A 17,464-nucleotide genomic window follows, 5' to 3' on the forward strand; every position below is an offset into this window, starting at 1 on the left:
AGGACGCCCCGCAAGCCGCCCCTGGCGCTGCCCGGATCTCATTCCGGTAAGTGTCACTGTATCGGGATCGGCGGCGATCTCAGATAGGCGATTGCGACAATCTTGAGGGTGGATTGCGACAGCTGGCAGGCGTATGCTTTGCAGGATGAAAAACGTCGCCTTCCTACTGCCCCTGGGGGCGAACATCGCCTCGCTGGAAACCGCCAGGCATGGCTTCCTGGTCGCCAACGAATACCTGGCTGCGCACGGGCGCGAACCCCGGTTCACGGTGCGCACCCTGGCCGTGAACCGCGAAGTCCGCCTGGACCAAGGCCGCATCACGGTGCAGGCCGACATGGTCCTGGCCGATGCCCACGACATCGACATCTGCATCGCGCCGCCGCTGCTGGGCTCGGTGTCCGACGCGGTGTTGTCCAACCGCGAACTGATCGAATGGCTGTCACGCCATCACCGCGATGGCGGCGAAGTCGCCAGCCTGTGCATGGGCGCCGCGTTGCTGGCGGCGGGCGGCGTCCTGGACGGCCAGCAGGCGGTGGTCCACTGGGTGGCGCAGAACCTCTACGCCAGCCTGTTTCCCAACGTGCAATGGGTCAGCGACCGCGTCGTCATGGCGGACAACGGTATCTACACCAGCGGCGGCGCGTTCTCAGCCGCGCACCTGGTGCTGCATCTGATCGAAAAGTACACCGACCGCGACACCGCCATCTGGTGCGCCAAGTACTTCCAGCTGGACTGGAGCCGCCAGAGCCAGTTGCCATTCGCGGTGTTCGTGGGGCAGAAGGCCCACGCAGACGAGGTCGTGCGCGCGGTGCAGGATTACATCGAAGGCCGCTACACGGAAAAAATCACCGTCGAGGAACTGGCGGACCGCCACGCCATGGGACGCCGCACGCTGGAGCGCCGCTTTCGCCAGGCAACCGGCAACAGCATCGTCGAGTACGTGCAGCGGGTGCGCGTGGAAGCGGCCAAGAAGCGCCTGGAGACCTCGCGCAAGAGCGTGGCCGAAGTCATGTACGAAGTCGGCTACAACGACACCAAGGCCTTCCGGGATATTTTCAACAAGTACTGCGGCATGTCGCCGGTGGGCTATCGCGAGCGCTACCACTTCCAGTAGCGGCTTTAGCGCAATGCGGTGCGACCGGGTATCGCGCGCCGCGACATCTGCGGGTTCGGGCGCGCTACCTTAGCGTGGTCGCCGACACCCTGTCCGGATACCAAGCGGTGAATTTCATTGCGCCGGCCAGCGCCGCCACCGTCACTGCGATGGCGACCGCCTGCGGCAATTGGGGCTTGTACAGCAGCAGCGCGTCGGCCGCCACCATGCTCGCAAACGCCAGCGCCCAGGCCGTGGCCACGGCATAGTTCATGCGGGCATAGCGGCGGTTCTTCCAGACGTATTCCGGCTCTTTTTCCCGCGCATATTCCAGTGTGAACGGCCGGCGCAGCGCCAGGGTCAGCAACACCAGGACCAGTATTCCGGCGTCGACCCGCAGGCGCGCCTGGGCGATCGTCCAGGAATCCCCGTCCGCCATCGGGGCATACAGGGTCAGTCCTGTGAACAGCAGCAGCGTGCCGGTTTCCAGGATCTTGATGCGCCGTTCGGGGCTGAGCCAGTCGCGAAGCACCAGCCCGGCGGATACGAAGGTGCCGGCAGCAAGCCCTTCCAGCACACCGACGGTTCTTTCAATGATGACAAACACGATGAACGGCGCGAACGCCAACAGGATATTCATCTTGGTTCCCCGACCTCGAGCGCGCGCCCCCGCGCGTTGTCAGCGTCGCCTTGAGAATCAAGACGCGAACTTGTCTATTTACGCCTGTCCGCCAGGGTGCGGGATATGACGCCGTTCGCCTATCGGCAAGGTGACCGTGCACGTATGGACTATTGTTCCGGCGGCGCAGCGATGCATCGGCCGTCTGGCCGGCGCCGGCTGGCGCAAAGAAGTAGTTCGATGGGCGATGGCCGGCTGGCGCGCGGCGCACAGGACGGACCACCTTCGGCGGACCTTCCGCCGCGACGACGCAGACGTTGATCCGCCAGCGGACGTCGGCTAAGGTCATGGGCTGATTACAACCCCGCCGCCGAGGAAACCATGACATCAGCCCTTCCGTCCACGACCCTGAGCGTGGATCCCGCCTGGATCGACGAGTACGGCCACATGAATGCCGCCCATTACGTGGGCATCTTCGACCGCGTCGGCTTCCAGTTGCTGCGCGAGGTCGGGGTGGGGCTGGACTACACCGAGGCCACGCGCTGCGGCATCTACACGATGAACGTGCACGTGGCTTATCTGCGTGAAGTGCTGGCGGGCGATCCGCTCGCGTTGCGCATCCGGCTGCTGGAAGCGGACGACAAGCGCCTGCTGTGTCTGATGGAGCTGATGCAGACCCGCGACGGTTACGTCGCGGCCACCATGGAGCAGCTGTCGCTGCATGTGGATCTGGAAACGCGGCGCGCCAAGCCGTTTCCGCCGGAGTTGGCGCAGCGGCTGGCGCGCACCGTCACGGAGCACGCCGCACAGCCGCTGCCGGCGGGCTACCGGCGGCTCTTGCCGCTGAAGCCGCCGCGTTGAGTCATCCCGCCTGACCGGCCCGACCGTTCAGCGCGCGACCGCGATCGGCCGGTCGCCCGAGATCGTGGTGCGGTGCATCTCGCGGTCGAAGCCGTCATAGTCGTTCATGGCCAGGTGCTGGGTGCAGCGGTTGTCCCAAAGCGCCAGCGAGCCCGGCGCCCAGCGGAAGCGGCAGGTGAACTCCGGCCGCGCCGCGTGGCGGTACAGGAACTGCAGCAGGGGTTCGCTTTCTTCCTGGGTCATGCCGTCAAAGCGCAATGTATAGGTGCTGTTCACATACAGCGCCTTTTTGCCGGTGGCCGGGTGCACGCGCACCACGGGGTGGATCACTTCGCTGGCGGCGCGGTCGTCGGTGCGCACGTCCATCTTGTGGGCCGGGTCGCCGTTGTTCACCACCGCGCCACCCGCGCCATAGGAGCGCACCGCGCTGTGCACAGCGCCCAGCCCGTCCAGTATCTGCTTCAGCCGGTCCGACAGCGCGTCGTAGGCGCGGTACATGTTCGCCCACATGGTGTCGCCGCCGTAGGGCGGAATGACGCGGCCGTATAGCGCCGAGCCCAGCGGCGGCTCTTCGGCATAGCTCATGTCCGTGTGCCACAGGCCGCCGAACAGGCGCCGGGTGGTTTCCGCGCGGCCTTTCATCACGGGCAGGATGGTCGGGTGTCCTTCCAGCGCCCGCACGAAGGGCACTTCCAGCAGCTCGCCGAAGCGCGAGCTGAAATCGATGTGCTGCTGCGGCGTCAACTGCTGGTCGCGGAAGAACACCACCAGGTGCTCGTGCAGTGCGTTGCGCACTTCGTCGAACTGATCGTCCGATAGCGGCCGCGACAGGTCGATGCCGCGGATCTCGGCGCCCAGCGCGCCGGCTATCGGTTGGGTTTCCAGATGGCGATACGTGGTCATGCTTGTCTCCTTGCCTATTGAAGCTTGATCTGCGCCTTGCTCACCAGCGCGCCCCACTTGTCGGTTTCCGCCGCGATGTAGCGGCCGAAGTCCGCCGGCCCTTCGGCCGAAATGATGCCGCCCATGGCGCCTATCTGTTCGCGCACGTCGGGCATGGCCAGCACGGCCAGCAGTTCCTTGTTCAGGCGTTCGATGATGGGCTTGGGCGTGGCGGCAGGCGCCAGCACGCCGAACCATCCGGCGATCTCGTAGCCCGGCAGGCCTGCCTCGGCCATCGTCGGCACGTCGGGCAGCTGCGGCGAGCGCGCCGTGCTGGTGATCGCCAGCGCGCGCAGCTTGCCGGCCTTCACCAGTTGCAGCGCCGAGGGCATGTTGTCGAACATCATCGGCACGTGGCCCGCCACGGTGTCGTTCAAGCCCGGCGCGCTGCCGCGGTAGGGCACGTGGGTCAGGCGCACGCCCGCCGACGCGGCGAACAATTCGCCCGCCAGGTGCAGCGAGGTGCCCGCGCCGGGGGTGGCGTAGTCCAGCGGCGCTTTCGATTTCTTCGCGTAGGCGATCAGTTCCTGCACCGAACGCACCGGCAACGCGGGATTGACCACCAGCAGGTTGGGCACGCTCATCAGCATCGTGACGGGCGCCAGGTCCCGCTGCGGCTTGTAGGGCAGGTCCGGGTAGAGGGCGGGGTTGATGGAAATGGGGCCGATATTGCCCATCACGATGGTGTAGCCGTCGGCCGGCTGCTTGACCGCGAAATCGGTGCCTATGTTGCCGCCGGCCCCCGCCTTGTTCTCGACGATGACTGGCTGGCCCAACCGTTCGCCGAGCTTGTGGCTGACCAAGCGGGCCAGCATGTCGGTCGATCCGCCCGGCGGGTAGGGCACGATCCATTTGACCGGCTGCGCGGGCCAGCTTGCTTGCGCTGCGGCGGATCCCGTACAGAACACGAGACCCGCCGCCAAGGCGAGTGCGATGCGTTTCATAGCTATGTCTCCTTCCCGGGCTCGCCGGTCTTGCCGGGAGCATCGTTTATGTGTATTGTTCACCTAGTGATCAATACGTTTATCAGGTGAACGATTGAAGAATAATAGATCGATTCAGCGGTGTCTATCCATCATGCGGGCCTTCCGCGGCAACGGCCGACCCACGCTGGCCGAACTTGCGCGCGCGGTCGACCTGCCGCACGCGACCGTGCTGCGGTTTCTGCAGACGCTGGAAGAAGAGGGCTACGCGGCGCGCGAAGACAGCCGCTGGCGGCTTACGCCGCTGGTTTTCGAGCTGGGGTTCGCGGCCATGGAGAGCCTGGGAGTGACGGACGCCGTGCAGGAGATCCTGCAGAACCTGGCCGACGCCTATTCAGGCACGTCCAACCTGGGCGAGGCCAACCCCGAAGGCGTGATCATCATCGGCCGCGCCATGGCGCCGGCCGAGCGCCGCCGCCTGGTGGTGATGAACCTGCGCGTGGGCAGCGTGCTGCCGCCGGCGAGCGCGCTGGCCGGCGGCTTGCGCCTGGGGCCGGGGGAGTGGACCCGGTTCGACTATCCGGACAGCAACCAGGTGTCGGTGGCCGTGCCCGTGCCGCAGGCCGGCTCGCGCCTGTTGTCGGTGGGGATTTCGGTGGCCGCCCCGGAAGTGGCAGGGAACCGGCTGGAAGCGGACATGGTGCCCGCCTTGCAACAGGCGGCGCAGACCATCGCTGGTGTGATCCGGGTCGGCGTGGTGTGAGCGCGACGGCCCGGATCAGTCCTGGGCCGTCTGCGGCAGTTTCGCGATCACCTTGATCTCGAAGTCGAAACCATTGAGCCAGGTCACGCCCACCGCGGTCAGGGCCGGGTACGGCGCCACGCCCCAGAATTCCGGCACCACCTGCCAGATCGTCTCGAACCGGGATGCCGGGTCGACCATGAACACCGTCACGTCGACCACGTCATCGAAGCTGCTGCCGGCCGCCGCCAGGATGGCTTGCAGATTGCGGAACGCAAGCCGCACATGCTCCTGCAGGTCGGGCTCGGGCGTGCCGTCCTCGCGGCTGCCCACCTGTCCCGAGACGAACAGGAATCCATTGGAACGAATTGCGGGTGAATAGCGGTCGCGCTCATACAAGGCGTGACGCCCCGGGGGAAAAACAACGTCGCGTTGGGTCATGGCTATCTCCATCTATGGGCCGCATCCGGCCCGGGATTGACGATGTAGGCACTTTAGGTGCCCCCGTTGCCGCGATAAACGGGCAAGTCCGTCCATCACTGTTTGTAGAATCCAAATAATCAGGGAGAGCGGGAGCAGAGATGGACCGTTTCGACGCGATGCAGGCCTTCGTCCGCGTGGTGGAAACCGGCAGCTTCACCAAGGCGGCCGAGACCTTGCACATGAGCAAGACCAGCGTGACGCAACTGGTGCAGCAGTTGGAGGCGCGCTTGCGCGTCAAGCTGCTGAACCGCACCACCCGCAAGGTCAACGTGACCGCCGACGGCGCCGCCTACTATGAGCGCGTGCTGAGGCTGCTGGCCGACATGGACGATGCCGAGACCAGCCTGTCCGGGGCGTCGGCGGTGCCGCGGGGGCGTTTGCGCGTGGACGTGCCCAGCCCGCTGGCGCGCATGATCCTGGTGCCGGCCTTGCCGGCGTTCCATGCGCAATATCCCGACATCCAGCTGGACATGGGCGTGAGCGACCGGATCGTCGATCTGATCGGCGAGAACGTCGACTGCGTGGTGCGCGGCGGCGAACTCACCGACCAGTCGCTGATGGCACGGCGCGTGGGCGACTTGCTGCTTGGCGTGTACGCGGCGCCGGAGTACCTGAAGCGCGCAGGCACGCCGGCGCATCCGCGCGAGCTGGAGGACACGCATCACCGTATCGTGGGCTTTCTGTGGGCGCGCAACGGCAAGGCTTTGCCCTACGCCATGCGCCGCGGCGGCGAAAGCCTCAAGGTGCACGGGCGCTACGTGCTGGCGGTCGACGACGGCAACGCCTATCTGGCGGCCGGCCTGGCCGGGCTGGGCGTGCTGTGGTTGCCGGACTACATGTCACGCGCTCACGTCGACAGCGGCGAGCTGGTGCCGCTGTTCCAGGACTGGCGCCTGGATTCCATGCCGATGTACGTGGCGTTTCCGCCCAACCGGCACGTGAGCGCCAAGCTGCGCGTGTTCATCGATTGGGTCGCCGGGCTGTTGGGGCAGTACACGCCGGACCGACCGCGCGCCTGAGACTGGCGCGCGGCGCGGGCCGGCTTCGCGTCTTTCAAGCCTGCTGGCTGCGCGCTCCGCGCAGCAGCTTGCCCGGCAGTTCGCCGGTGGCCGCGCCGCCTTCGAAGATCGGCAGGCCATTGACCAGCGTGGCCACGTAGCCGTCGGCGCGCTGGATCAAACGGCGGCCGCCGCCCGGCAGGTCGAACACCATCTCCGGGCAGTGCACGCGCACCGCATCGGGATCGATGATGTTGACGTCGGCCTTGTAGCCGGGCTGCAGCAGGCCGCGGTCCAGCAGCCCGTACACGCTGGCGGTGTCGCGCGTCTGGCGCTTGACCACATGCTCCAGTTCCAGCAGCGGGCCGCGGCGGCGGTCGCGGGTCCAGTGGCTGAGCATGAAGGTGGGCATGCTCACGTCGCAGATGTAGCCGCAATGCGCGCCGCCGTCGGACAGGCTGTTGACCGTGTAGGGCTGCTGCATCAGCTGGTGCAGGTGGTCCAGGTTCTCGTACGAATAGTTGAAGGACGGGTAGTAGAGGATCGCCTGGCCCTCGTTCTCCAGCATCAGGTCATAGACGATCTCCAGCGGCGCGCGGCCGCTGCGTTGCGCCATTGCGGCCACGCTTTCCCCGGGCAGCGGTTCGTAGTCGGGATCGCTGCCCAGGCGGAAGATCTTGTGGAAGCTGCTGAACAGCGTTTCAGCGCGGCGGTCCAGGAGGCCGCGCTGTTCGTTCATGATGCGGCTGCGCGTGGCGGGGTCGCGCAGGCGGGCCAGCTTTTCCGCCAGCGGCAGGGCATGCAGCGCCTGATAGCTGGGATGCGCGATGAACGGGTGCAGCGTGCTCTGCCACGAAAACAGGATGCCCAGCGGACGTCCGCTGATGCCTGCCAGCAGCGGCACGCCTGCGCGGTGCGCGCGGTCCAGGCTGCCGGCGATCTGCTTCCAGACGTCGGGCGCGGCGTCGGTCTGCTGCAGGTTGAACAGCACGGGCAGGCGGTTGTGGCGCGCCAGCTGCTCCAGCCACGGCATTTCGCCTTCCATGGCGGGATGGTTGGCGGTCATCTGGAACACGCCATGCCCGACTTCGCCCATGACCGAGCCCAGGGCGGTGATCTCCTCGCCGGTGGCGAAGGTGCCGGGCGGATACTTGCGTTCGTCGTACTTGTGCAGGAAGGTGCGCGAGGTGGAGAAGCCCACCGCGCCGGCGGTCAGCGCTTCGCGCACCACTTCGCGCATGGCGATCAGGTCGCTGGGCGAGGCCTCGTCGTGGTGGATGGCGCGTTCGCCCATCACGTAGGCGCGCACGGCGCTGTGCGGGATCTGGGCGCCCACGTCCAGCGCCTTGGGGCGGCGGTCCAGCGCGTCCAGGTATTCGGGAAAGGTCTCCCAGTCCCACTGGATGCCCTCGGACAGCACCGAGCCGGGGATGTCCTCGACGCCCTCCATGACCTTGATCAGCCATTCGCGCCGCTCTGGCTTGACGGGGGCGAAGCCCACGCCGCAATTGCCCATGATGGCCGTGGTGACGCCGTGCCAGGTCGATGGGCTGAGATACGGGTCCCAGGTGGCCTGGCCGTCGTAGTGGGTGTGGATGTCCACCCAGCCCGGCGCCACCAGGCAGCCGTCGGCGCGGATCTCGCGGCGCGCCGCGCCGGCCCGGCCTGCGGCCTGGACCACGCGTCCCTCCTCGATCGCCAGGTCCGCCTGGTAGCGGGGCCGGCCCGACCCATCGACGATGGTGCCGCCGCGTATGACCAGATCATGCATTGCGCTCTCCTTTCGATACGCGCCGGGTTATTGCAGGACCAGGCCGATGCGCTTGATCACCGCGCCCCAGCGTTCGCTGTCCTGCTGGACGATCTGCGAGAATTCCTTCGGTCCCGCGCCGCTGACCTCATTGCCCTGCGACACGATGCTCTGGGTCACCTCGGGCGTGTCCAACGCCTCGCGGAACACCTGGGCCACGCGCTCGGCCAGCGCGGGCGGCATGTCGCCGGGGCCGAAGATGCCTTGCCAGCCGACGATGTCCAGCCCGGGTATGCCTTGTTCCTTCAGGGTCGGCAGGTCCGGCAGCACGCTCAGGCGGCGGTCGGTGGCCGGACCCAGCAGCTTGACCTTGCCGGCGCGCGCGTTTTCCACGGCGGTGGCCGTGCCGTCGAAATAGACCTGGACCTCGCCCGCCAGCAGCGCGCGGCTGGCGTCGGCCGTGCCCTTGTAGGGGACGTGCACGATGTCGATGCCGGTCTGCTGCTTGAGTATTTCGCCGTTCAGATGCGAGGTGGACCCCGGGCTGTAGGAAGCGAAGTTCAGCTTGCCAGGATTGGCCCGCGCGTAGTCGATCATCTGCGCCGTGGTCGAAAAGGGCGCGTCCTTGTTGGCGACCAGCACGGTGGCCGAGCGCACCACCTGGATGACCGGAGTGAAGTCCTTGACAGGGTCGTAGGGCAGCTTCTTGTACAGATGCGGATTCTGCGTGTGCGTGACGACGATGGTGTAGAGCAGGGTGTAGCCATCGGGGTTGGCGCGGGCCACTTCCTGCGCGCCTATCATCGTGCCCGCGCCGGGCTTGTTGTCGACGATGACCGGCGCCCCGGTGCGTTGCGTGACCTTCATCGCCAGCATGCGCGCCAGCGCGTCGGACCCGGACCCGGCCGGAAACGGCACTACCAGGCGGATGGGCTTGCCGCCGCCAGGCCAGGGCGGCGCCTGGGTGACGGGGGCGGCGGCCGCCGAAAGACAGGCCAGGGCGCCCAGCATGGCAGCCCCGCCGCTACCCAACAGCTTCAAGAACGACTTGCGGTTCATCTTGTCTCCTCCTGGGGGTAGGCAATGTCTGGCATTGCTCTGGAATGAGGTTCACCACAGGGCGCCGGTGCTGCAATCTTCCGTCGCTGCAAGTCTTTTGTAGTCTTGCCTTTGCGGTCAATCAAATGCATATTTGGCGCAATATTGATGAGAAAAATACATGAGCCTCACAATACGGTCGCTCCAGCACTACGCCGTGCTCGTCGAGGAAAAGCACTACTCCCGCGCGGCGCAGCGGCTGCATCTGACGCAGTCCGCGCTGACGCGCAGCATCCAGTCGCTGGAGGACTCGCTGGGCCTGGTGCTGGTGGACCGGGCGTCCACGGGCGTCACGCCCACGCAGGCCGGGCGCATGGTGCTGGAGCGCGCGCAGCGCATCCTGGCAGAAACCCGCGACCTGCGGCGCGAAGCCGAGTTGATCCGCGGCCACGACACCGGCCGGGTGAACCTGGGCGTGGGGGCGTTTCCGGCGGCCGGATTCCTGTCGCCGCTGCTGGTGCGCATCGCGCGCGAGCATCCGGGCCTGAGCGTGCACGTCGAGATCGAAAGCTGGCAGCGCCTGCTGGACAAGCTGCTGCAGGACAAGCTGGATTTCGCGGTGGCCGTGACGCACAGCCTGCCGCCGCCCGACGACTTTGCGGTGCGGCCCTTGCCTCCGCAGCATGGCGGCCTGTTCACGCGCGCCGGCCATCCGCTGCAGGGCCTGGGCAAGCCGCGCCTGCGCGCCGCGCTGGCGCAGTACCGGCTGGCCGCCACCGACCTGCCGCTGCGGGCGCGCGAGTACCTGGCCCGGCTGTATCAGGTGGCACGGCCGGAAGACCTGCCCATCGCCTTCGAATGCGATAGCGTCGCGACGTTGCGCGAGGTGGCGCTGGGCAGCGACGTGGTGCTGTTCTGCACGCGCGAGGCTATCGCGTCCGAACTTGCGCAGGGTGTGCTGGAGCCCTTGCCGCTGTCCTATCCCGCCGCCGGCCCGCTGACCTACAGCGTCATCCACCGCGCGCGCCGTACCCTGTCCCCGACCGCCGAGCGGGTCATCGAGCTGGTGCAGGACCTGCTGTCGGGCGCGGCCGCGCCGCAGGCCGTCTCCGGGAAAACGCGCCGGGCGCGGCGCTAGCGTCGCGGCCCAAGGGGGCTGAATGCCAGGGGCCGCGCCTACATCCGCTCGCCGGGCAGCGCGCTGGCCTGCTGCACCCAGTCCATGAACTGCGCTTCGTCCAGCTCATCGTCCTCACGGATATCCAGATAGCGCGTGTCCTGGCTCTTGGACGGTGCGGGCGGCACGGGCCGCAGCTGCGCGCCGCGAAAGAACGCCACCTTCACGTACTTGGTAAAGCAATGGATGCTCAGGAACCAGGCCTGGCCGTCCATGCCATACAGCGGCGAATTCCACTTGACCGCCTTCTGCACGCCGGGCGCTGCGCGCTCGATCAAGGCGTCCAGGCGGCGTCCGAGATCGCTCTTCCAGCCAGGCATGGCCGCGATATAGGCCTGCACCGGCGCGTCGCCCGCGCCCTTGGCGATCTGCGGATTGCCGCCGGACAGCAGGACGGGTTGCGAACCTGCATTCTTGGTGGCCTTCACGGATTTCGCCGTGGATTTTTCTGCCATGCGTGGGCTCCTTTCGCTTGACCTCAAGTCGACTTGAAGTGAAAGACTATCTGCATTCCGGCACGAGACGGACGGGAGTGTTCCCTTGCCCTGAGCCGTGACCAACAACCTGGGAGTTCAAGCATATGTGGGATGAACGCTACGCCGTCGACGAATACGTGTATGGAACCGAGCCGAACGCTTTCCTGGCGGAAAACGCCGGCTTGCTGTCCGGGCCGGTGCTCAGCCTGGCCGAGGGAGAGGGGCGCAACGCCGTCTTCCTGGCCTCGCTGGGCCTGGACGTGCTTGGTGTGGACGGCTCCGCCGTTGGACTCGCCAAGGCGCGCAGGCTGGCGGGGGCGAAGGGCGTATCGATCCGCACCGAAACGGCGGACTTCGCCGGGTACGAGCCGCCGCCGGCATCCTTCGGCGCGGTGGTGTCGATCTTCGCCCACATGCCCAGCCACGTGCGCAGGAGGCTGCACCGCCTGGCGGAACGCTCCCTGCGGCCAGGCGGCATCATCCTGCTGGAGGCATACCGGAAAGCGCAGTTGGGTCGCGGCACGGGCGGGCCTCCAGATGCGGACATGCTCATGGCGCGCGAGGACCTGGAGCAGGACTTCCCGAATTGCCAGGTGCTGCTTTCGCAGGAAATCGAACGCGACGTGGTCGAAGGCATATTCCACACGGGTCCGGCATGCGTGGTGCAGTTCATCGCCAGAAAGACGTGAGGGCGGCCAGGCCCACTCCTCAATCGGGAATCTCCGGTTCGACCAGCCGCATCAGCTGCGCCAGCGACTCCTGCCAGCCCAGGTAGCACATCTCCGGCGGTATCGCCGCCGGTATGCCTTCCTGCACGATGCTTACCTCCGTGCCGCAGGCGACCTGCCGCAGCGTAACGGTGGTCTGCATGCGGCCGGGCAGGTTCGGATCGTCGAACTGGTCCGAGTACCGGATCTTCTGGCCCGGCGACAATTCCAGGTACTCGCCGCCGAAGTCGTGGCTGTGGCCCGTGCCGAAGTTGCGGAACGACATCTTGTGCATGCCGCCGACCTTTGCATCCAGTTGATGGACCTGGCAGGTGTAGCCGTAAGGAGGGAGCCAGCGCGCGATCGCGTCGGGTTCCAGGAAGGCCCGATAGATGCGTTCGGCCGGCGCGCGCATGACGCGATGCAGGGTTACGGTTCCGGTAGTCATGGTAAGTCCGCCTTTCAGGAAAGTTGTGCGTACTGACACGACGTACGAGTTGACCGGAAATCGACAACCGAAATCCTGGGGGAAACCCTTAAACGGCACATCCGGTCACGATTGGCCGGGCCGATGCGGACCTTTATTCGATGGGCTCGCGCATCACCAGCACGGCGATCGTATGGTTCTTCCAGAACACCTGGTGTATGCGGGGCGCCAGCGCGCGCAGCTCCTCGGGCCCGGCGCCATCGAACGTCACCAGGACCGCGGGCCGTTCGCCCTCGCTAGGCACCCGCTGGATGCGGTCGCAGGATGGAAAGCCGTATTTCATGAGAAAACCGCGGATGTCCTCGTCGGAGGTGCTTTCTTCCACATGGTTGATCAGCAGGGCGGCCATGAGCGTTCTCCTTGGAAGCCTGCGGGCGTCAGAGGCGCACCGCTCAGAATTTGGCGGGGACCATGCGCAAGGGATGTCCCGGGTCGCGGTAGCCGCCGGCTTTCTGCCGCTTGGGCAGCTTCACCTTGGCCCGCGGCATGCGCTTGTACGGGATGCGGGCGAGCAGGTGGCTGATGATGTTCAGGCGCACCTTTTTCTTGTCGTCGGATTGCGCAACATACCAGGGCGCCACGCCGGTATCGGTGGCCGCGAACATGTCGTCGCGGGCGCGCGAGTAGTCGTACCAGCGGCTGTACGAATCCAGGTCCATTTTGGTCAGCTTCCAGATCTTGCGCTCGTCGTTGATGCGGGCCTGGAGCCGGCGGGTCTGTTCTTCTTCGCTGACTTCCAGCCAATACTTGAGCAGGATGATGCCCGAGCCCACGATGGCCCGTTCGACCAGCGGCACGCCTTTCAGGAAGATCTTGACGTCGTCCTTGGAGCAGAACCCCATTACCCGTTCGACGCCGGCCCGGTTGTACCAACTGCGGTCGAAGATCACGACCTCGCCCGCCGCCGGCAGGTAAGGCAGGTAGCGCTGCATGTACATCTGGGTTTTCTCGCGGTCCGAAGGGGCGGGCAGGGCGATCACGCGGAAGACGCGCGGGCTGACCCGCTCCGTGATCGCCTTGATCGTTCCGCCTTTGCCGGCGCCGTCGCGTCCTTCGAAAATGATGCAGACCTTGGCGCCCGTCTGGCTGACCCATTCCTGGAGCTTGACCAGCTCCACGTGCAGCCGGGCCAGTTCCTCGGCGTATTGCTTTCCCGAAAGCTTGGCTTGCGCCGGCTGCTTGTCCTCTGCTGCTGCCTTCTTCTGAGCGTTCATGACGGCACTCCAGAATATGCTGCGGGGAAACGGTCGGAACGTTGGAATTTTTCACTTTAGCGCCGACCGTTGCCCCTTGTACACAGGCAGGTAGGAGCAGTTCGTTTTATTTAGTGCTTGCGTCGAAACTATCCTCTGGCGAGAAGCGGAAAAGGCCAATAGAATCAATTCGCGCACAGCGCTCCGGCAAGGTCGGAGCTGCGTCGTGGACCATGGCGGTCAGGCTCTACACGGACCCGATAACCGATGTCGCCGCTGATCTGTTTGAATCGGCTGTTGCTGATCGGCATGCTCTGCCTGGGCGGCTGCATGCGTGTGGGGCCGGACTTCGAGCCCCAGCGCACCAGCTGGGTCGCGGACTGGAGCACTCCCGCGCTGCAGCAGGCCAGCCTCCAGCAACAGCAGCCGGACGCCCGGCAGTGGTGGCAGATTTTCGGCGACCCCGTCCTGGAAGCCCTGATCGCCCAGGCCGATGCCAACAACGCGGGCCTGCGCATCGCCGGCCTGCGCATCATGGAAGCGCGCGCGCAGCTGGGCATCGCCCAAAGCGGACGCTACCCGCAATCCCAAGTGATCGGGGCCAATGCCCTGTATCAGCACCGGTCCTCGCGCTCGGCCGAAGGCAATCCGCGCCCCAGCAGCTTCTGGCAATACAGCGCCGGCTTCGACATAGGCTGGGAGCTGGACTTCTGGGGCCGGTTCAGCCGCGCCATCGAGTCGGCCGACGCCCTGTACTTCGAGGCCCAGGCCAATCGCGACGACGTGCTGGTGCTGCTGCACGCCCAGGTGGCCGAAAGCTACTACGCGCTGCGCACCGCCGAGGCGCGGCTGCGGATCGCCCGCGACAATGCCGCCATCCAGAAGCGCAGCTACGAGATCACGCAAAAGCTGTTCCGCAGCGGCGAGACCGACGAACTGGACCTGCAGCAGGCCCGCACGCAGTACCTGAGCACGCTGGGCACCATTCCCGAATTCGAAAGCCAGATCATGCGGACCCGCAACGCCCTGGCGGTCCTGGCCGGCCGGCCGCCCGGACCCATGCCGGAACTGGACAACAAGACGGCGGAGGTGCCGCTGATCGACCGCGCCGTGCTGCAGGACGTGCCCGCCAACCTGCTGCTGCGCCGTCCCGACATCCGCGCAGCCGAACTGCGCATCGCCGCACAGTCGGCGCAGGTGGGGGTGGCCGCGGCGGACCTCTATCCTTCGCTGACCCTGCTGGGCAGCATCGCCTGGTCCGCCACGTCGCTGGCGGGCACGGCGGGCGGCGCGGCGCTGCTGGCCGGCCCGGTCCTCAGCTGGAACGTATTCGACCACGGCCGCCTGCAGAACAATGTGCGGGTGCAGGATGCCCGCCTGCAGCAACTGATCGTGGCCTACCAGGACGACGTCCGGCAGGCGGCGCGCGAAGCCGACGACGCGGCCAGCGGCCTGATCAAGGCGCTGGAGCGCGACGGCATCCTGCAACAGTCGGCGCAGGCCGCGGGGCGTTCGCTCACGCTGGCCAACGCGCTCTACCGCGAAGGCTATACCGATTTCCAGCGGGTGCTGGACGCGCAGCAGGCACTGGCCGTCCAGCAGGACGCCTACGTCGTGAACCGGGGCGGCGCCGTAAGCGATCTCATCGCGCTGTACAAGGCGATGGGTGGCGGCTGGTATAGCGCGGAACCGGTGCTCGACCCGGCGACCCGCGAACAGATGCGGCAGCGTACCGATTGGGGCGATCTGCTATCCGAGCCGGCGCCTGCTTCCCCAACTGCCCTGTCCGCGCAAAAGGTGCGACCCGATGAGTGACTCGCCGTCCCAGCCCGCCGCAGCCCCCGCGCCGGATCCCGCGAAAAAGGGCGTCCGATGGACGGTTCTGTTCATCGTGCTGAGCCTGGCCTGGTATCTGCTGGCCGACCGCTATACGCCTTACACGCAGCAGGCGCGGGTGCAGGCCTTTGTCGTGCCGGTGGCTTCCGAGGTATCGGGGCGCGTGACGCGGGTGTACGTGCGCAACAACCAGGATGTCGAGGCCGGCGCGACGCTGTTCGACGTCGACCCGGAGCACTACCGCATCGCCGTGGATCGCGCCCGCGCCGACCTGGAGTCCACGCGCCGGCAGATCGGCGCCGGCACGGCGGGCATCGATTCGGCACAGGCTTCCTTGCGCGCGGCGCAGGCCAATGAGCTGAAGGCCCGCCAGGACAGCACGCGGCTCGAACGGCTGTACCGCGAGGACCAGGGCACCGTATCGCTGCGGCGGCTGGAAATCGCGCGGGCGAATCTGACGCAGGCCATCAGCCAGGTCGCGGCCGCGCGCGCCGAGGTGCAGCGCGCGCGCGAACAGGAAGGCGGCAGCGAGGAAGACAACGCCAAGCTGCGCAGCGCCGCCGCTGCCCTGGAAAAGGCCGAGCTGGACCTGGCCAACACGCAGGTGCGGGCGCGTTCGGCGGGCCTGATCACTGACCTGCGCACCGACACCGGGCAGTTCGCGGCCGCCGGCAACCCCGTCATGACGCTGATCGCGATCCACGACGTCTGGATCAGCGCTGAAATGACCGAGAACAACCTGGGCCACGTAGAGCCCGGCACGCCGGTGTCCATCATCCTGGACGCGCTGCCCGGGCAAATCTTCAAGGGCCGCGTGCGCAGCGTTGGGTATGGCGTCAATGTGGGACCGGGCACGCCGCCCGGCGCCTTGCCCACGGTGCAGAACAGCCGCGACTGGCTGCGGCCCGCGCAGCGCTTCCCCGTGATCGTGGAATTCGATCGCGACGACCTGCCGGCCTTGAGCGGCGTGCGCGTGGGCGGCCAGGCCGAGGTCATGGCGTTTCCCAGCTCCGGCAATCCGCTCAACCTGCTGGGCCGCGCGTACATGCGGCTGATGAGCTGGCTTTCCTATGCGTACTGATCCCGATCCTCGCGGACGCCGCGCGCTGCGTGTGGGCGCGGGCGCGGCTTTCTGCACGGCCATCAGCTATGGCCTGGACCTGCCCATCGCCATGGTCGCGCCGGTGCTGGGCGTCATGTTGCTGGCGTCGATGAACCGGCCCCTCTCGTTCAAGAGCGGGCTGGGCCTGATGCTGATGGCGCTTCTTACCACCGCGATCGGATTGCTGCTGAGTCCCTTGCTGCGCTACTACCCCTTTAGCGGCGTGCTGCTCATCGCGCTTTGCCTTTTTTTCGCTTTCCGCCACGGGCTGCGCGGCGGCAATGGACTGTTGTCGACCTTCCTCATCATCGGGCTGACCATGATCTCCGCCGCCGGCACCGTCGACTTCGCCTTGGCTTCCCAGGTGATCGAGGCGCTGGGCAAAGGGTTGCTGGTCGCGGTCCTGGTGTTGGGCGGCTGCCACCTGCTGTTTCCCGAGCCGGCGGCCGCGCCCGCGCCGCCGGCGGCGCCCGTGCTGCCGCCCGACCAGGCCAGCCGCCTGGCCTTGCGCGCCTCGCTCGTTGTGATGCCGGCGTTCCTGCTGGCGCTGACCGACCCGCTGGGCTACATGCCCATCATCCTGAAATCGGTCAGCCTGGGGCGGCAGAGCTGCGTCACCGCCGCGCAGGGCGCGGCCCGCGAACTGCTGGGCTCGACCCTGCTGGGCGGCGCGCTGGCAGTGGCTTTCTGGTGCGCCCTCAGCCTGTTCGTGAATCTCTGGATGTTCTTTCTCTGGATGCTGCTGTTCGGCCTCATCGCCGCGCGCAAGCTCTACCGGCTGAGTCCGACCCGCCATCCCCCCAGCTTCTGGCTGAACACGCTGGTGACGCTCATCATCCTGCTGGGCCAGTCGGTGCAGGACAGCGCCGCCGGCAAGGACGTCTATACCGCGTTCGCGGTGCGCATGGGCTTGTTCATCGGCGTCACGCTCTACGCCTGCCTGATGCTGCGCCTGCTCGAATCGCGGGCGTCGGGCAGCCCGAAGCCTGGGGCGAATCCTTCAACCGCAGTCCCCTCAAACGCTTGACCAGGAGGCA

The 17,464-nt window shown here is 66.8% G+C and carries 19 protein-coding genes; 9 read left to right on the plus strand and 10 right to left on the minus strand.

Features of this window, described 5'->3' with window-relative positions; genetic code table 11:
- Window positions 1–133 precede the first annotated feature (133 nt).
- Window positions 134–1,114, plus strand: a complete 981-nt coding sequence (locus tag HV766_RS21530) for a GlxA family transcriptional regulator (protein ID WP_054452809.1) — start codon at window positions 134–136, stop codon at window positions 1,112–1,114.
- A gap of 64 nt (window positions 1,115–1,178) precedes the next feature.
- Here the strand turns inward: HV766_RS21530 and HV766_RS21535 are convergent, their stop codons facing one another.
- Window positions 1,179–1,733 (minus strand): hypothetical protein, encoded by a 555-nt coding sequence (locus tag HV766_RS21535; protein ID WP_054452807.1) that lies wholly within the window; start codon window positions 1,731–1,733, stop codon window positions 1,179–1,181.
- A 360-nt stretch (window positions 1,734–2,093) separates the two neighbouring features.
- Between HV766_RS21535 and HV766_RS21540 the strand changes: the two genes are divergently transcribed.
- Window positions 2,094–2,573: a thioesterase family protein gene (locus HV766_RS21540; protein ID WP_119449968.1), complete on the plus strand. Its 480-nt coding sequence runs from the start codon at window positions 2,094–2,096 to the stop codon at window positions 2,571–2,573.
- A 27-nt stretch (window positions 2,574–2,600) separates the two neighbouring features.
- Here the strand turns inward: HV766_RS21540 and HV766_RS21545 are convergent, their stop codons facing one another.
- Both HV766_RS21545 and HV766_RS21550 read right to left on the minus strand, forming a co-directional pair.
- Window positions 2,601–3,476 (minus strand): TauD/TfdA dioxygenase family protein, encoded by an 876-nt coding sequence (locus tag HV766_RS21545; RefSeq protein ID WP_175181806.1) that lies wholly within the window; start codon window positions 3,474–3,476, stop codon window positions 2,601–2,603.
- 14 nt (window positions 3,477–3,490) lie between these two features.
- Window positions 3,491–4,459 (minus strand): Bug family tripartite tricarboxylate transporter substrate binding protein, encoded by a 969-nt coding sequence (locus tag HV766_RS21550; protein WP_119449967.1) that lies wholly within the window; start codon window positions 4,457–4,459, stop codon window positions 3,491–3,493.
- Window positions 4,460–4,553: 94 nt separating this feature from the next.
- Between HV766_RS21550 and HV766_RS21555 the strand changes: the two genes are divergently transcribed.
- Entirely contained in the window at window positions 4,554–5,201 is a 648-nt protein-coding gene (locus tag HV766_RS21555; RefSeq protein ID WP_225589268.1) for an IclR family transcriptional regulator, read from the plus strand.
- A gap of 15 nt (window positions 5,202–5,216) precedes the next feature.
- Here HV766_RS21555 and HV766_RS21560 read toward each other — a convergent pair whose 3' ends face one another.
- Window positions 5,217–5,621, minus strand: coding sequence for a RidA family protein (locus HV766_RS21560; protein WP_054452797.1), 405 nt, complete (start codon window positions 5,619–5,621; stop codon window positions 5,217–5,219).
- A gap of 140 nt (window positions 5,622–5,761) precedes the next feature.
- Here HV766_RS21560 and HV766_RS21565 point away from each other — a divergent pair, with 140 nt between their 5' ends.
- Entirely contained in the window at window positions 5,762–6,682 is a 921-nt protein-coding gene (locus HV766_RS21565) for a LysR family transcriptional regulator (RefSeq protein ID WP_125470557.1), read from the plus strand.
- A gap of 34 nt (window positions 6,683–6,716) precedes the next feature.
- On the opposite strand, the gene HV766_RS21570 is transcribed toward HV766_RS21565, so the two are convergent.
- The gene (locus HV766_RS21570; RefSeq protein ID WP_175181807.1) at window positions 6,717–8,432 is read right to left on the minus strand and encodes an N-acyl-D-amino-acid deacylase family protein; all 1,716 of its coding nucleotides are present in this window, start codon (window positions 8,430–8,432) and stop codon (window positions 6,717–6,719) included.
- 27 nt (window positions 8,433–8,459) lie between these two features.
- Window positions 8,460–9,470, minus strand: a complete 1,011-nt coding sequence (locus tag HV766_RS21575; protein WP_175181808.1) for a Bug family tripartite tricarboxylate transporter substrate binding protein — start codon at window positions 9,468–9,470, stop codon at window positions 8,460–8,462.
- A gap of 160 nt (window positions 9,471–9,630) precedes the next feature.
- Here HV766_RS21575 and HV766_RS21580 point away from each other — a divergent pair, with 160 nt between their 5' ends.
- Window positions 9,631–10,587, plus strand: a complete 957-nt coding sequence (locus HV766_RS21580; RefSeq protein ID WP_175181809.1) for a LysR family transcriptional regulator — start codon at window positions 9,631–9,633, stop codon at window positions 10,585–10,587.
- A 38-nt stretch (window positions 10,588–10,625) separates the two neighbouring features.
- Here HV766_RS21580 and HV766_RS21585 read toward each other — a convergent pair whose 3' ends face one another.
- Window positions 10,626–11,081: a DUF1801 domain-containing protein gene (locus HV766_RS21585; protein ID WP_175181810.1), complete on the minus strand. Its 456-nt coding sequence runs from the start codon at window positions 11,079–11,081 to the stop codon at window positions 10,626–10,628.
- Between the two features lie 125 nt (window positions 11,082–11,206).
- On the opposite strand from HV766_RS21585, the gene HV766_RS21590 reads away from it, so the two are divergent.
- Complete coding sequence (locus tag HV766_RS21590; protein WP_119449963.1) at window positions 11,207–11,791, plus strand: SAM-dependent methyltransferase; 585 nt, start codon at window positions 11,207–11,209, stop codon at window positions 11,789–11,791.
- A 19-nt stretch (window positions 11,792–11,810) separates the two neighbouring features.
- Here HV766_RS21590 and HV766_RS21595 read toward each other — a convergent pair whose 3' ends face one another.
- From HV766_RS21595 to ppk2, 3 genes are all read right to left on the minus strand, one after another.
- Complete coding sequence (locus HV766_RS21595; protein WP_054452782.1) at window positions 11,811–12,257, minus strand: SRPBCC family protein; 447 nt, start codon at window positions 12,255–12,257, stop codon at window positions 11,811–11,813.
- 133 nt (window positions 12,258–12,390) lie between these two features.
- A complete protein-coding gene (locus tag HV766_RS21600) occupies window positions 12,391–12,645 on the minus strand; it encodes a hypothetical protein (RefSeq protein ID WP_054452780.1) in 255 nt (84 codons plus the stop codon).
- A gap of 43 nt (window positions 12,646–12,688) precedes the next feature.
- Window positions 12,689–13,510 (minus strand): polyphosphate kinase 2, encoded by an 822-nt coding sequence (gene ppk2 / locus HV766_RS21605; RefSeq protein ID WP_119449962.1) that lies wholly within the window; start codon window positions 13,508–13,510, stop codon window positions 12,689–12,691.
- 246 nt (window positions 13,511–13,756) lie between these two features.
- Between ppk2 and HV766_RS21610 the strand changes: the two genes are divergently transcribed.
- From HV766_RS21610 to HV766_RS21620, 3 genes are read left to right on the plus strand one after another with little or no spacing between them, the layout of a single operon-like run.
- On the plus strand, window positions 13,757–15,304 hold the full coding sequence (locus HV766_RS21610; protein ID WP_175181811.1) for an efflux transporter outer membrane subunit: 1,548 nt from the start codon (window positions 13,757–13,759) through the stop codon (window positions 15,302–15,304).
- Window positions 15,297–16,406 (plus strand): HlyD family secretion protein, encoded by a 1,110-nt coding sequence (locus HV766_RS21615; RefSeq protein ID WP_175181812.1) that lies wholly within the window; start codon window positions 15,297–15,299, stop codon window positions 16,404–16,406. Before HV766_RS21610 ends, HV766_RS21615 begins: the two co-directional genes overlap by 8 nt.
- The gene (locus tag HV766_RS21620; protein WP_175181813.1) at window positions 16,396–17,454 is read left to right on the plus strand and encodes a DUF2955 domain-containing protein; all 1,059 of its coding nucleotides are present in this window, start codon (window positions 16,396–16,398) and stop codon (window positions 17,452–17,454) included. Before HV766_RS21615 ends, HV766_RS21620 begins: the two co-directional genes overlap by 11 nt.
- Window positions 17,455–17,464: the final 10 nt, after the last annotated feature.

This window comes from Achromobacter aegrifaciens (genome assembly GCF_902859735.1).
GTDB classification, from domain to species: Bacteria; Pseudomonadota; Gammaproteobacteria; order Burkholderiales; family Burkholderiaceae_B; genus Achromobacter; species Achromobacter aegrifaciens.

Excerpts from the sequence above, each read along its gene's own strand:
- HV766_RS21530 (WP_054452809.1), top strand. The coding sequence starts at position 134 with ATGCTTTGCAGGATGAAAAACGTCGCCTTCCTACTGCCCCTGGGGGCG.
- HV766_RS21535 (WP_054452807.1), bottom strand. The coding sequence starts at position 1,733 with ATGAATATCCTGTTGGCGTTCGCGCCGTTCATCGTGTTTGTCATCATT.
- HV766_RS21540 (WP_119449968.1), top strand. The coding sequence starts at position 2,094 with ATGACATCAGCCCTTCCGTCCACGACCCTGAGCGTGGATCCCGCCTGG.
- HV766_RS21545 (WP_175181806.1), bottom strand. The coding sequence starts at position 3,476 with ATGACCACGTATCGCCATCTGGAAACCCAACCGATAGCCGGCGCGCTG.
- HV766_RS21550 (WP_119449967.1), bottom strand. The coding sequence starts at position 4,459 with ATGAAACGCATCGCACTCGCCTTGGCGGCGGGTCTCGTGTTCTGTACG.
- HV766_RS21560 (WP_054452797.1), bottom strand. The coding sequence starts at position 5,621 with ATGACCCAACGCGACGTTGTTTTTCCCCCGGGGCGTCACGCCTTGTAT.
- HV766_RS21565 (WP_125470557.1), top strand. The coding sequence starts at position 5,762 with ATGGACCGTTTCGACGCGATGCAGGCCTTCGTCCGCGTGGTGGAAACC.
- HV766_RS21570 (WP_175181807.1), bottom strand. The coding sequence starts at position 8,432 with ATGCATGATCTGGTCATACGCGGCGGCACCATCGTCGATGGGTCGGGC.
- HV766_RS21575 (WP_175181808.1), bottom strand. The coding sequence starts at position 9,470 with ATGAACCGCAAGTCGTTCTTGAAGCTGTTGGGTAGCGGCGGGGCTGCC.
- HV766_RS21580 (WP_175181809.1), top strand. The coding sequence starts at position 9,631 with ATGAGCCTCACAATACGGTCGCTCCAGCACTACGCCGTGCTCGTCGAG.
- HV766_RS21585 (WP_175181810.1), bottom strand. The coding sequence starts at position 11,081 with ATGGCAGAAAAATCCACGGCGAAATCCGTGAAGGCCACCAAGAATGCA.
- HV766_RS21590 (WP_119449963.1), top strand. The coding sequence starts at position 11,207 with ATGTGGGATGAACGCTACGCCGTCGACGAATACGTGTATGGAACCGAG.
- HV766_RS21595 (WP_054452782.1), bottom strand. The coding sequence starts at position 12,257 with ATGACTACCGGAACCGTAACCCTGCATCGCGTCATGCGCGCGCCGGCC.
- HV766_RS21600 (WP_054452780.1), bottom strand. The coding sequence starts at position 12,645 with ATGGCCGCCCTGCTGATCAACCATGTGGAAGAAAGCACCTCCGACGAG.
- ppk2 (WP_119449962.1), bottom strand. The coding sequence starts at position 13,510 with ATGAACGCTCAGAAGAAGGCAGCAGCAGAGGACAAGCAGCCGGCGCAA.
- HV766_RS21610 (WP_175181811.1), top strand. The coding sequence starts at position 13,757 with ATGTCGCCGCTGATCTGTTTGAATCGGCTGTTGCTGATCGGCATGCTC.
- HV766_RS21615 (WP_175181812.1), top strand. The coding sequence starts at position 15,297 with ATGAGTGACTCGCCGTCCCAGCCCGCCGCAGCCCCCGCGCCGGATCCC.
- HV766_RS21620 (WP_175181813.1), top strand. The coding sequence starts at position 16,396 with ATGCGTACTGATCCCGATCCTCGCGGACGCCGCGCGCTGCGTGTGGGC.